The organism is Mycolicibacterium gadium (genome assembly GCF_010728925.1).
In the GTDB taxonomy this organism is placed as follows: Bacteria; Actinomycetota; Actinomycetes; order Mycobacteriales; family Mycobacteriaceae; genus Mycobacterium; species Mycobacterium gadium.
On sequence record NZ_AP022608.1, the window covers coordinates 3,668,962 to 3,681,250 of the forward strand.

Here is a 12,289-nt window from a genome sequence, read left to right on the forward strand (position 1 = left end):
CCATGCAGTCCTGGGCGGAGATCAAGAGCGACTTCGGCGCCAACTGGCTGATCTACCTGTCGATGCCACTCGTGGCCGCATTTGTCGGCTGGGGCACCAAAATCGTTGCGCTGGAGATGATCTACCGCCCACTCGAGTTCAAGGGCATCGGACCGATCGGATGGCAGGGCATTGTGCCGCGGCGCGCGGGCAAGGTCGGCTCCAAGACCATCGAGTTGCTCACCACGAACCTGCTCAAGCCCGAAGAGCTGCTGGAGCGAATCGACGCCGCGGAAGCGGTCGAGGCCTTGCGCGGCCCGTTGGTCGAGGCCATCGACGAGATCACACGCGACCTCGCCGAGCAGATTCGCCCCGGCCTGTGGGACTCACTGCCCGAACCCGCCCGCAGGGCCATCCAGGATCGGATTCAGGCGCAAGCGCCCAAGGTCACCGAGAACATGCTCAACGAGATGAAGTCGGACCTGGTCCGCTACGTCGATCTGCAGTTTCTTGCGGTCACCACGCTGGTGCGCAACAAAGAGAAGCTCAACAAGCTGATGCGCGGTGTCAGCGACGACGCGATGGCCTTCGTCCGGCGCAGCGGAATCTATTTCGGCTTCGCCATCGGTCTGGTGCAGATGATCGCGTGGGCCCTGTTCAAGAACCCGTGGATCATGCCGGCGTTCGGTTTCGCCGTCGGCTTTCTGTCTGACTACATCGCGCTCAATATGTTGTTCCGGCCCGTGCACGAGAAGAAGTTCCTGGGCTTCATCCCGTTTCAGGGGATGCTGCACGCCCAGCGCGACAAGATCACGCGCGACTACGCCAAGATCCTCGCCGACGATCTGTTCTCACCGGAGATTCTTTTCGACGGCATTCTCAAGGGTCCCGGCTCCGACAAGCTGTTTGCGCTCGCCGCCAAGGAGACCGAGGCGGCAATCGATGCACAGACGGGGATCGCGGGCCCGCTCGTTGTGCTCGCCGTCGGCACGAAACGCTATCGCGCCCTCAAGGACCGGGTGGTCGAGCTCGTGCTCGAGCGTCTCCCGTCGACACTGCTCGAGGCACAGGACTACGCGACGAGCGTGATAGACCTCGAGAACACCATCGTCGAGAAGATGGATCAGCTCACGAACGAAGAATACGAGTCGATTCTGCGACCGATCTTCAAGGACGACGAGCCTTTGATGATCACCGTGGGCGGTATCCTCGGCGGCGTGGTCGGCGAGTTGCAGGTACTCATCATCGAACAGTTCGGGCATTGATCCAGATCACATGAGCGCGTGTGTTTTACGCCTGCGCCGGAGGGGAACTCCGCGCCCGCGGAGCGCAACGTTGAGCCCCACCCCAGTTCCAGAACTATCCACAGGTGGTGCGTCGGTATGCGGGTCATCAATCAGTTGGTCGTTGCTTCGGGGGTGACGGCGGCGGCGTTGCTCAGTCCCTCCGTCGCTGTCCCTTCGGCGTCGGCCGCACAGTGTCCGGATGTGCAGGTTGTGTTCGCGCGCGGCACATTCGAGGCACCGGGGGTCGGCGGCGTCGGCCAGGCGTTCGTCGATTCGCTGAAATCGAAGATCGGCGACCAGTCCATGGACGTCTACCCCGTGAACTACCCAGCGTCACTGGATTTCGCGACCGCAGCAGACGGCGTCATCGACGCGAGAAACAAGGTCCAGGACGTCGCCAACACCTGCCCCGAGACCGATATCGTCCTCGGAGGTTTTTCACAGGGTGCCGCTGTCGCCGGGTACATCACGGCCGACGGCGTCCCGCCCGGATTCACGCTGCCGCAGGGGATCACCGGTCCGATGCCCTCCGACGTCGCCGACCATGTCGCCGCGGTGGCGCTGTTCGGGAAGCCGTCGAACGGCTTTCTGCAGACCATCAACACCGCCGCGCCGCCGATTACCGTCGGCAGTCTGTATTCGGGCAGAACCCTTGACCTGTGCGCCCCCGCGGACCCGATCTGCTCAGCCGGCGGTGGGGACGGTGCCGCCCACAACAGCTATCCGGTCAACGGGATGATCGACGAGGCCGCGACCTATGCGGCCGACCACATCGCATCCGGCCGCGGCACCAGCGCGCACTAGGGCCAGCTGTTCGGCGAGGGCTCGAAGCGCAGCGGCACCGCGCGCGGGAGGGTGCGCTGCCGCGCACCCGTCGATATCGAGTCGATGAGCAGAGCGACGTAACGCCGCCAGCCGTCGCTGTCGGAATCCATCGTCGACAGCACGCCGTAGAGCATCGCGATGAAGCGGGGCAGGTCGTCGGCAACCACGTCGGCCCGGATCACTCCCGCTTTCCGGCCGCGCGTGATGAGCGTGGCTAGGGCGTCATTCAGTTCGGCCGAGACGTCGGACCGCAGCGCGCCCGCACGACGCGCCGCGGTCAGCATGTGATGCTCGCGGGCCCCCAGAGAGATCGCCGCCTCGATCAACGCGACGAGTCCGCGCATCGGGTCCTTGTCGCCAAGGGCTTTCTCGATCACCGGCGTCAGGTTCTCGGCGATGCTCTGGTCCAGTGCGGCGTTGATCAAGTCGCCCTTGGTGGGAAATCGCCGATACAGCGTGCGCTCGCCGACGCCCGCGCGGCGGGCGATGGCCTCCATCGGCGCCTCTGCCCCCAGTTCGCCGTAGACGTCACGCGCTGCGCGAAGAATGCGCTCCGCGTTGCGTGCCGCGTCGGCACGCAACGGCCGATCGGCGATGTCGGTCATCAACCCAGTCTAACTGACAGTTGACTGCCACTCCGGTGGGTCCTACGCTCAAGACTAACTGTCAGGACACTGACACTTGACGGAAACACCGGTGATGACAAGCACTTCCACAACCGTAGAGTCCGACCTCCCCGCAATCCCCGCTGCGCGCTCGGCGACCTGCCCGTTGCGCCCGCCCGCAGAGTTCACGCGGTGGCGCGACGAGCCCGGCCTGCGACGTGCGATCTACCAGGGCAGGCCGACATGGGTGGTCAGCCGGTACGAAGACATCCGGGCCGCGCTCGTCGATCCCCGGCTGTCCGCCGAAACCATTCCATCCGAAATGATGCCGAAGGACAGCGAGAACAAGACGCCGATCATGTTCGCGCGGGTCGACGATCCCGAACACCATCGCATCCGGCGAATGCTGACCAGAGACTTCACCTTCCGGCGCGTCGACGGTATGCGTCAGCAGATCCAGGAGATCGTCGATCACTATCTCGACGCGATGCTCGAGACCGGCCCGCCGGCCGATCTCGTGCGTGCCTACGCGTTGCCGGTGCCCTCGCTCGTCATCGCACACCTGCTCGGCGTACCCAGCGATGACCTCGAACTCTTCCACCATCACACGACTGTCGGACTGGACGTGCACACCTCGGACGAAGAGAAGGCGAAGGCCTTCGGGGAAATGTTCGCCTACATCGCCGAGCTGGTCGAACGCAAGAAGCACGAGCCCGGCGACGATCTGCTCAGCCGACTCGTCATCGATCATGTGGTGACCGGCGATATCAGTCCAGAGACCGCCACCGTCACCGGCGCGATCATGATGCAGGCCGGTCACGAGACGACGGCAAACATGATCGCCCTGGGAACCGTTGCGCTGATGGAACATCGGGAGATGTTCGAGCTGCTCGGGCATACCGACGACCAGTCGGTGATCGCCAAGATCGTCGAGGAATTGTTGCGCTACCTTGCCATCGTGCACAGCCAGGTCGACCGGATCGCGACCGAAGATCTCATCCTCGGCGGACAACAGATCTACGCCGGCGACTGGCTGGTGATGAACTTGCCCGCCGGAAACTGGGATCCCGACTTCGTCGACCACCCAGATGTACTCGACGGTGACCGAAATGCGCGTGGGCACTTGGGTTTCGGCTACGGCGTGCATAGTTGCATCGGTGCGAACCTCGCCCGGGTCGAGATGCAGATCGCGTTCACGACACTGGCGCGACGAGTGCCGGGACTGCAACTGGCCGTCGATGTGGACGAGCTGAGTTTCAAGGGCGAATCCGGCATCTACGGCATGAAAGAGCTTCCGGTCACGTGGTGACACCGACGCTGCGGTTCGACGGCCAGGTCGCGGTGGTCAGCGGCGCGGGCGGCGGTCTCGGCCGGGAGTACGCACTGCTGCTCGCGTCACGCGGCGCGCACGTCGTCGTCAACGACATCGGCGGTTCCGTCACCGGTGACGGCTCGGACCGCGGGACTGCTGACGCGGTCGCCGACGAGATCCGGGCGATGGGCGCAGAGGCAGTCGCCGACCACCACAGCGTCAGCTCGCCCGAAGGCGGGCAGGCCATCATCGACGCCGCCGTTGGGGCGTGGGGTCGGGTCGACATCCTCATCAACAACGCGGGCATCGTGCGCGACGCCCCGTTCGAGGACGTCACGCCCGAATACCTCGATCCGCTGGTGGATGTGCATCTGAGGGGTGCGTTCAACCTGACGCGGCCGGCGTGGAAGGTGATGCGAGCACGGGGCTATGGCCGGATCCTCAACACCTGCTCGGCAGCCGGTCTGCTGGGCGCCGAGCGGATGAGCAACTACGGCGCGGCCAAAACCGGATTGGTCGGCTTGACCCGCGTGCTGGCGGCCGAGGGAGGCGATGACGACATAAAGGTGAACGCCATCGCGCCGATTGCGTTCACGCGGATGCTGCAGCACTCCGTCGACACAGCGTTCGCGGCGCCGCGACAGGACGACGCCACTGCACAGGCCATCCTGGACGAGCTCGCCGGCCGATACCTGAAGAGGCTCGACCCTGCACTCGTCGCACCGGTGGCGGCGTTCCTGACGCACCGGCAGTGTCCGGTGTCGGGCGAGATCTACACCGTCGGCGCGGGCCACGTGGCGCGCTTCTTCATCGGCAGGACGAAGGGCTTCTATCGTCGCGAGCTGTCCGTCGAGGACGTGTACGAGCACCTAGACGAGATCCGGGACGAAACCGGCTACACCGTGCCCAGTGGCCCGGCTGACGAGATGGCCGAACTATTCGCGACGATCACTGCACCGGCATAGACCACGGGGCCGGAGGCGCCGGGGTCATCGACGCAGCGGCTGGAGGTGGCGCGGTGGGACCAAGTCTGGCGACCACGTAAGCGGCCGCGTCATTCGTGGTTCCGTTCACGCCGTACATCGCGTGGGAGAAGCTGGGCGGACCAGCCGGTGCCCCGTTGCAGATGTTGTCGTCAGGCGCGCAGATCTTGAGGGTCTTGTCGACGTAGGACGGACCGATCCTGATGGGCGGGGCGCCTCCGGTGCTCAGGAACTCCTGCGAGGGCAGCCCGATCAGGACCACGGCCGCGACATGGTCAGCTACCTCCGCGGGCATCGGATTCGGAATGAACTCGCGGTACTCGGCGGGCACCTCCTGAGGGATCTCGGCCGAGGTCACGTAACCTGCGAGGGCTGCGCCCTGGGAGAAGCCGCCGAGGACGATCTTGGTGTCCGGGCAGTTCGCCGCAGTCGCCTCGATGTGCGTACCCGCATCGCGGATGCCATCCACGACGGTCCTGGCGAAGGCGATGCGATCTCCCATGAAGTCGCTGCTGGCCGCGTAGTTGACCGGATAGACGTTCATGGACCGGGGGCCGGCCTGCGCCCGCAGGGCGTCGACAAAGGCCTGGCCGACGCCGCCGACGCCCGGCGGTTCACCGGTGCCGCGTGCAAAGACCACCTCGACATCGGGACATCCCTGGGCGGTGGCGGACGGGACAGGGGAGATCAGGAGTGCCGCGACGGCGGTGACGGCGACGCCGAGCAAACGAAGGACATTAGAAACCATGCCCCCCTGTACCCCCTTTCTTTCGGAGGTATTCAGCCGGTTTTTGGCTCGCTGATCTTCACCAACATCTTCCCGATGTTCGCCCCGGTGAACAACCCGTTCATGGCGTCGACGCACGACTCGATGCCCTCGTAAATGGTTTCGCGGTGGACGAGCTTGCCTTCATCCGACCACTTACGCAGGGGGCCGAACGCTTCATCGAATCGGCTCCACTCATCCAGCGCGTTGAAGCCCTGCATCGTCGCGGTTTTCGCGAGCAAGTTCACGTAGTTGGCAGGTCCGGGATGCTCACCGGTGAGGTAGCTGGAGATGACACCGCACAGCACCACGCGCGCCTTCGGTGCGAGACGGCCGAGCACTGCATCCAGAATCGGACCGCCGACGTTGTCGAAGTAAACATCGACCCCGCGCGGGCAGTGCTCCTTGAGCGCGGCCTTCACGTTGTCCTCCCGGTAGTCGATGCACGCATCGAATCCGAAGTCCTCGACGACCGCCTTGCACTTGTCGGGACCACCGGCAATGCCCACGACGCGGGCGCCCGCGATCTTGGCGATCTGACCGGCCACCGATCCGGTGGCTCCCGCCGCAGCGGAGACGACCACCGTCTCTCCCTCCTTGGGCTGACCGATGCCGACCATGCCGAAGTAGGCGGTCGCACCCGTCGGCCCGTACACGGACATCACCGCGAGCTGGTCGACCTTGTCCTGCGGTCCGGGCACCGGGGTGGTGAAGATGTCGTCGCGGCAGATCACGTACTCCTGGAAATTGGTGAGCGTAGTGACGACGTCGCCGACGGCGTAGGCCTCACAGCGCGAAGCGACCACCTCGCCGATGCCTGCCGCGCGGATGACCTCACCGATCTGCACGGGCGGGAGATAGCCGGGTTGATCGTTGAGCCATGTGCGCGCGGCGGCGTCGATGCCGACATAGGTCGTGCGGATCAGTGCCTCACCCTCGGCGGGCTCGGGCGCCGGTGTGGTCACCAACTCGGTGTCATCGGGCGCAACCAACCCGGTCGGACGACGACGCAAGACGATCTGCCGGTTCATCAGGTCAGCCACGAACGTGAAACTACTCGTCCATATCGGGTATGCGCTCACCCATGACGGTCATTGGTTTTCACTGCTCTCACGAGCAGATCGCACCCCGCCAACTACTGCGGGACGTCCAGCACGCTGAACAAGCCGGATTCACTGCCGCCATGTCCTCGGATCACTTCAGCCCCTGGAGTGAGCGTCAAGGCGAGTCGGGCTTCGCATGGTCGTTTCTGGGAGCCGCGCTCGCTACCACGCAACTACCGTTCGGCGTCGTGAATGCGCCGGGGCAGCGCTACCACCCAGCCATCGTCGCGCAGGCGATAGCGACCCTCGCGCAGATGTTTCCCGGGCGATTCTGGGCGGCGCTCGGATCGGGCGAAGCGTCGAACGAACGGATCACCGGCGATGAATGGCCGCGCAAGGACGTGCGCGACGAACGCCTCGTCGAATGTGTCGACGTCATCCGGCGTCTTCTCAACGGTGAGGAGGTCAGCCACAGCGGCCTCGTGCACGTCAACCGGGCGCGGTTGTGGACGCTGCCCGACGTCGTTCCAGACCTCGTCGGACCGGCCGTCACGCCCGACACCGCGGCTCGCCATGCCGCGTGGGCCGACGGCCTGGTCACCGTCAATCAGTCACGGGAGACACTGGGCAAGGTCATGGAGTCCTATCGCGACGCCGGCGGCAGAGGGCCCGCTCGCCTCCAGATCCATCTCAGCTGGGCGCCCACCGAGGACGAGGCACTCGCCATCGCCCATCATCAGTGGCGCAGCAACGTGTTCGATCCTCCGGTCTGCTGGGACACCGAGTCGGTCGAGGCGTTCGACGTGATCGCCGAGAAGGTGTCCCCCGAAGACGTCCGCCAATCCGTCCGGGTCTCAGACGATCTGGGTCAGCACACCGAATGGTTGCAACAAGACATCGAGCAGGGATGGGACGAGCTTTATCTGCACTTCGTCGGGCAGCATCAGAGCGCCTTCATCGAGGCGTTCGGTGAACGTGTGCTGCCGTCGCTGTCTCCAACTGCGCCACAGGTGGCACGGGCATGAGGCACTGCGACACCGCCGACCTGTGGTGGAAGAACGCCGTCTTCTACTGCGCGGACATCGAAACCTTCTACGACTACAACGGCGACGGCTGCGGTGATATCCGCGGCATGTCGGAGCGGATCGAGTATCTCGCCGACCTCGGTGTGACCTGTCTGTGGTTGATGCCGTTCTATCCGACCGCCCGGGTGGACGACGGTTACGACATCACCGACTTCTTCGGTGTGGACCCGCGCCTGGGAACTCTCGGCGATTTCGTCGAGTTGGTACGCACGGCCAAGTCCGCCGGCATCCGGGTCATCATCGACTTCGTCATGAACCACACCTCCGATGCCCACCCGTGGTTCAAGTCGGCGCGCCGCAGCACCGACGACTCGTACCGCGACTACTACGTGTGGAGCAAGACCAAACCGAAGTCGAGTCGCAAGGACGTGGTCTTCCCCGATCAGGAGGACAGCCTGTGGGAGCTCGACCCCAAGACCGACGAGTGGTATCTGCACCACTTCCTGAAGCATCAACCCGACCTGAACATCGCCAACCCGCAAGTGCAGGAGGAGATTTCGCGCACTCTCGGGTTCTGGCTCGAGCTTGGCGTTTCGGGCTTTCGGGTGGACGCCGTGCCGTTCCTCTTCGCCAAGGACGGCGCACCCGGAGACCCCGGAGTGTTCGACCCCAACGAGTACCTGGGCGACATTCGTAATTTCATCACCCGCCGCCTGGGAGACGCGGTCCTGCTCGGCGAGGTGAACCTGCCGTACAAGGACCAGCTGACATTCTTCGGCGGTCCCGACGGTGACGGGCTGAACATGCAGTTCGACTTCATCGCGATGCAGAACATGTATCTCGCGCTCGCGCGTGGCGACGCCGGTCCGATCGCCGACGCCTTACGCGAGCGACCCCCGCTCGACGTGACCAGCCAGTGGGCCAACTTCGTGCGCAACCACGACGAGCTGACGCTCGACAAGTTGGGCGACGAGGAGCGACAGGAGGTCTTCGACGCGTTCGGTCCGGACCCGGACATGCAACTCTACGGCCGCGGACTGCGGCGGCGACTTCCGTCCATGCTCGGGGGCGATGAGCGACGAATGCGCATGGCGTACTCGCTGGCGTTCTCGATGCCCGGCACACCCGTCCTCTTCTACGGCGAGGAGATCGGGATGGCCGAGAACCTCGACATCGAAGGACGATTCGCGGTCCGCACACCGATGCAGTGGACGAACGGGGTCAACGGTGGCTTTTCCGAGGCGGCTAGGCGTCGACTGACCCGCCCGATGCCCGACGGTCTGTACGGTCCGGACCGCGTCAACGCGGCCGACCAGCGGCACGACCACGGCTCCTTCTGGTGGTTCATGCGAAACCTCATCTACACCTACCGCCAGCAGCCGGAGATCGGCTGGTCGACAGCTGAAATCCTGGAGCAACCCAACCCGGCCGTCCTGGCACACGTGTGCCGCGAGAAGTCTGGCTGGGCGATGGTCGCGTTGCACAATTTCGGCGCGGACAGCTGCATCGTGCCGATCCAGATTGACAGCACGCCGCCCGATTCCGTGCTCGTAGATCTGCTCGATGATCTCACGGAGCATGCGCTCGATGCCAAGGGCCGCATCGAGATCGGCCTCGAACCCTATGGCTATCGGTGGTTACGGTTACGCCGCCCGGACGACCAGCCCATCATCTGATTCCACGATCTCGCGCATGAAGCTCCTGCTCGCCGCGAGGTAGCAGATGATCGCGATCACCTGTGCCGCAGGCACGATGAGCAATGCCCGGCCCAGCGACATGTTGCCGAGGTCGGCCTTGAGCGCATCGCTGATGACGCCGGTCAGGAACGGCCCGACCGATCCGAGCATGGAACCGACGAACAAGAAGATCGCCGAGGCGGTTGCGCGCTGGGCAGCTCGTGCCAACCGCTGGATCGCGGCAATCGACGGCGCCATGTGCGCAGTCCCGATGACGTAGCTCAGCGCGATGAACCACACGCACCACGTGCGGTCCTCCACGATGAATGCCAGTGCCGAAAACGGGAGCAAGACAGCGGTCATCGCGACCACCAGCCACAGCAACCAGCGAGGATCCCTGGCGGACAGGCGATCTGCGACGCGTCCGACGATCAGCAGGCTCAAGATCCCGGTCAGGCCGCTGGCCAGGCCGTATTGCACACCCACGTCAGCCAACGACATCTCACGGGCTCTCATGAGGTAGGCCGGAGCGAAGGTGGTCAGCGAGTAGCCCGCGAGCGAGATGAACGCCGCGCCGAGTACAACGGCACAAAAGCTCGGCTTCTTCAGCAGGTCAAGCACTTTCACCGCCTGCACGTCGCCGCCCGCGGGTGCCGTCACCCCGGGCATCGGTTGGCGGCGTCCGAGGACCACGAGCACCAAAGGCGCGAACAACACGCTGATCGCGCCCATCACCACGAACGCGGTCCGCCATCCCAGCGAATGTGCGAGCAGACCGCCGCCGAGCAGGCTTGCGGCACTAGCCACTGGGATCGACAGGGTGATGACGGCCAGCGGTGCGGCGCGGCGTTCCGGCGGAAAGTTCCGTGCCACATAGGCATGCGCGGCCGGCGTGCTGCCCGCCTCCCCCACCGCGACTCCTACGCGGGTGAGGGCGAGCTGGAATGCCGACTGGACGGCGCCGCCGAGCATCGTCATGGCGCCCCACAGGGTCAGGCACGTCGAGATCACCAGACCGAAGGCGCCACGGTCGGCGATCCTGGCGATCACGAGGCCCAGCACCGCATAGACGGCCAGGAACCAGAAGCCGTTGATGACACCGATTGCGGTATCGGACAACGCCAGGTCGTTCTTGATCGGCTCGGCCAGGACGGCGGGCAGAAACCGGTCGGCGTAGTTGAGGGTGCCGACCACCGCAAGCAGCGTGACGGCCACCCAGGCGCGTCGGGTGCTGTGGGTCGCTTGTTCGACGAACTTGTCCGCGGCAACTTCGGTCATGGCTACTCCGCGAAGGAAATCGAGGTCTCGTCACATCGGGTAACGGACCGATCGGGCGGGAAGGTCGACGGATCTGCTTGTGTGACAACGGAATCACGGTAGTAGGCGCGGCGCGCATCGGCCGAACACTCGAAATCGGCGTTGAGTACCCGGAACGTCTGCGGGTCCGCGTCCTCGATGGGTTCGCCCATCCAAAAGACCCGCGCGGCGTCGGCGGCATACGGGCCCTCGAAGACCCGGAACGACGCCATATCCGCGCCGGCGATCTGGTCGGTGAAGTAGTAGACCCGTCCGCTGTCCCGTGCATAGGCGCCCTTAAACACGGCGAATGTCGCAGGGTCGGCACCGTCGATCGGATTGCCGTTGACGTGGACGGTCCGGGCATCCTTGGTGAACAGGTAGTGGTCGGTGTTCGAGATGATCGTGAAATGCGTGGGGTCATCGGAGAGCACCTCTCCGCCGCTCCAGTACACCGCGGTGCTGTCTTTGGACAGACCTCCGTCGAGCAGTTCGAAGTGAGCCGGATCGTCGCTCACCCGACGGTCGCGTTGATAGACGTGGCTGGCGTCCTTCGCGAAGCCGGGGCGGTCGAGGAGTTCGAAACTCGATGCGTCCGCGCCGGGCAGCGCGCGCCCGTCGACGTACACGGTCGACTTGTCGCGGGCATATGTGTGATCGAACACGTGGAACGACGTGGCGTCGGCGCCGTCGATCTCGAACGCGTCGCCCGGGAACGAATGCAGGTAGTAGACCTTCTCGCCGCGCACGTGGTAACCGCCGGCATTGAACAGCGAACTGGGCGGGGCATCCCGGCTACATGCCGGCACAAGCGCGACCGCGACCAGCGACACCGCCGCAATCAATCTGCGCACCGAGGAATCAAATCACCTAATTCACAGGAACATCGAGAATCGGGTGGTTGGCGTACGCGCCGGGTGCGTCGAAATGCCACCATTCGCCCTCGTAGACGGTGAACCCGCCGGCGGCCATCGCGTCGCGCAGCCGGGTCCGGTTCGCCTGTGCCGCCGGGCTGACACCCTCGGTGGCGTACGCATGAGCGCGAGGCGTGAACTCGTCGAAGCCGGTTCCCATGTCCACGAGCGCGCCGTCATGTGCCAGCGTCACGTCGACCGACAGTCCCGCCTCGTGGCTACGGGCATAGGGTCCGGGCTTGCTGACCCAGCCGGGCTCAGATACCACCTCGTACATCTGGACTTGCACCGCGTGCGGCCGATAGCAGTCCCAGAAAACGAGGACATCGCCGTCGGCCCGCAGGATGCCGGCGGCGGTCCTGAGGCCGTCGGCCATGGACTGAGCGACAAGGCACCGTGCGTCGGCCGGATACATCGCCACCCCGACGAAGTTGTTCGACGTCGCGTAGCGCAGGTCGATGACGGCGTCGGGCACGACGGTCCGGACGTCGACCAGTCCGGCGGCGCGCGCCGCATCCGAAACCGGCGGGATGTCGGGGGCCGCCGACGCGACGCCGGGCACACCCCACGCCACCATGC

At 65.1% G+C, this 12,289-nt stretch carries 12 protein-coding genes; 6 read left to right on the plus strand and 6 right to left on the minus strand.

Going from position 1 to position 12,289, the window contains the following annotated elements; genetic code table 11:
* Nucleotides 1-2 precede the first annotated feature (2 nt).
* Both G6N36_RS18105 and G6N36_RS18110 read left to right on the plus strand, forming a co-directional pair.
* A complete protein-coding gene (locus G6N36_RS18105) occupies nucleotides 3-1,244 on the plus strand; it encodes a DUF445 domain-containing protein (RefSeq protein WP_179964950.1) in 1,242 nt (413 codons plus the stop codon).
* Nucleotides 1,245-1,361: 117 nt separating this feature from the next.
* Nucleotides 1,362-2,069, plus strand: a complete 708-nt coding sequence (locus tag G6N36_RS18110; RefSeq protein ID WP_163688275.1) for a cutinase family protein — start codon at nucleotides 1,362-1,364, stop codon at nucleotides 2,067-2,069.
* On the opposite strand, the gene G6N36_RS18115 is transcribed toward G6N36_RS18110, so the two are convergent.
* A complete protein-coding gene (locus G6N36_RS18115; RefSeq protein WP_163688276.1) occupies nucleotides 2,066-2,695 on the minus strand; it encodes a TetR/AcrR family transcriptional regulator in 630 nt (209 codons plus the stop codon). The genes G6N36_RS18110 and G6N36_RS18115 overlap by 4 nt on opposite strands.
* A gap of 94 nt (nucleotides 2,696-2,789) precedes the next feature.
* On the opposite strand from G6N36_RS18115, the gene G6N36_RS18120 reads away from it, so the two are divergent.
* Both G6N36_RS18120 and G6N36_RS18125 read left to right on the plus strand, forming a co-directional pair.
* The gene (locus tag G6N36_RS18120; RefSeq protein WP_163688278.1) at nucleotides 2,790-4,004 is read left to right on the plus strand and encodes a cytochrome P450; all 1,215 of its coding nucleotides are present in this window, start codon (nucleotides 2,790-2,792) and stop codon (nucleotides 4,002-4,004) included.
* Nucleotides 4,001-4,972 carry an SDR family NAD(P)-dependent oxidoreductase gene (locus tag G6N36_RS18125; protein ID WP_163690744.1) on the plus strand — a complete coding sequence of 324 codons (972 nt, stop codon included), beginning with the start codon at nucleotides 4,001-4,003 and terminating at the stop codon, nucleotides 4,970-4,972. The genes G6N36_RS18120 and G6N36_RS18125 overlap by 4 nt, the downstream gene beginning before the upstream one ends.
* On the opposite strand, the gene G6N36_RS18130 is transcribed toward G6N36_RS18125, so the two are convergent.
* Nucleotides 4,956-5,738 (minus strand): cutinase family protein, encoded by a 783-nt coding sequence (locus G6N36_RS18130; RefSeq protein WP_163688279.1) that lies wholly within the window; start codon nucleotides 5,736-5,738, stop codon nucleotides 4,956-4,958. The genes G6N36_RS18125 and G6N36_RS18130 overlap by 17 nt on opposite strands.
* A gap of 32 nt (nucleotides 5,739-5,770) precedes the next feature.
* A complete protein-coding gene (locus G6N36_RS18135; RefSeq protein ID WP_163688281.1) occupies nucleotides 5,771-6,799 on the minus strand; it encodes an NADP-dependent oxidoreductase in 1,029 nt (342 codons plus the stop codon).
* A gap of 41 nt (nucleotides 6,800-6,840) precedes the next feature.
* Between G6N36_RS18135 and G6N36_RS18140 the strand changes: the two genes are divergently transcribed.
* Both G6N36_RS18140 and G6N36_RS18145 read left to right on the plus strand, forming a co-directional pair.
* The gene (locus G6N36_RS18140; protein WP_163688283.1) at nucleotides 6,841-7,824 is read left to right on the plus strand and encodes a TIGR03885 family FMN-dependent LLM class oxidoreductase; all 984 of its coding nucleotides are present in this window, start codon (nucleotides 6,841-6,843) and stop codon (nucleotides 7,822-7,824) included.
* A complete protein-coding gene (locus G6N36_RS18145) occupies nucleotides 7,821-9,500 on the plus strand; it encodes an alpha-amylase family protein (RefSeq protein WP_163688286.1) in 1,680 nt (559 codons plus the stop codon). The genes G6N36_RS18140 and G6N36_RS18145 overlap by 4 nt, the downstream gene beginning before the upstream one ends.
* Here the strand turns inward: G6N36_RS18145 and G6N36_RS18150 are convergent.
* The 3 genes from G6N36_RS18150 to G6N36_RS18160 are packed head-to-tail and all read right to left on the minus strand — an operon-like array spanning nucleotide 9,468 to nucleotide 12,287.
* Entirely contained in the window at nucleotides 9,468-10,778 is a 1,311-nt protein-coding gene (locus tag G6N36_RS18150) for a spinster family MFS transporter (protein WP_163688288.1), read from the minus strand. The two genes, G6N36_RS18145 and G6N36_RS18150, sit on opposite strands and share 33 nt — an antisense overlap.
* Nucleotides 10,779-10,780: 2 nt before the next feature.
* Nucleotides 10,781-11,650, minus strand: coding sequence for a DKNYY domain-containing protein (locus G6N36_RS18155; protein ID WP_163688290.1), 870 nt, complete (start codon nucleotides 11,648-11,650; stop codon nucleotides 10,781-10,783).
* Between the two features lie 16 nt (nucleotides 11,651-11,666).
* Nucleotides 11,667-12,287, minus strand: coding sequence for a M15 family metallopeptidase (locus tag G6N36_RS18160; RefSeq protein ID WP_163690745.1), 621 nt, complete (start codon nucleotides 12,285-12,287; stop codon nucleotides 11,667-11,669).
* Between the last annotated feature and the right edge of the window lie 2 nt (nucleotides 12,288-12,289).

What these genes read in the sequence shown, in the direction of transcription:
- G6N36_RS18105 (WP_179964950.1), top strand. Translation starts at nt 3, where the DNA reads ATGCAGTCCTGGGCGGAGATCAAGAGCGACTTCGGCGCCAACTGGCTG.
- G6N36_RS18110 (WP_163688275.1), top strand. Translation starts at nt 1,362, where the DNA reads ATGCGGGTCATCAATCAGTTGGTCGTTGCTTCGGGGGTGACGGCGGCG.
- G6N36_RS18115 (WP_163688276.1), bottom strand. Translation starts at nt 2,695, where the DNA reads ATGACCGACATCGCCGATCGGCCGTTGCGTGCCGACGCGGCACGCAAC.
- G6N36_RS18120 (WP_163688278.1), top strand. Translation starts at nt 2,790, where the DNA reads ATGACAAGCACTTCCACAACCGTAGAGTCCGACCTCCCCGCAATCCCC.
- G6N36_RS18130 (WP_163688279.1), bottom strand. Translation starts at nt 5,738, where the DNA reads ATGGTTTCTAATGTCCTTCGTTTGCTCGGCGTCGCCGTCACCGCCGTC.
- G6N36_RS18140 (WP_163688283.1), top strand. Translation starts at nt 6,841, where the DNA reads ATGACGGTCATTGGTTTTCACTGCTCTCACGAGCAGATCGCACCCCGC.
- G6N36_RS18145 (WP_163688286.1), top strand. Translation starts at nt 7,821, where the DNA reads ATGAGGCACTGCGACACCGCCGACCTGTGGTGGAAGAACGCCGTCTTC.
- G6N36_RS18150 (WP_163688288.1), bottom strand. Translation starts at nt 10,778, where the DNA reads ATGACCGAAGTTGCCGCGGACAAGTTCGTCGAACAAGCGACCCACAGC.
- G6N36_RS18160 (WP_163690745.1), bottom strand. Translation starts at nt 12,287, where the DNA reads ATGGTGGCGTGGGGTGTGCCCGGCGTCGCGTCGGCGGCCCCCGACATC.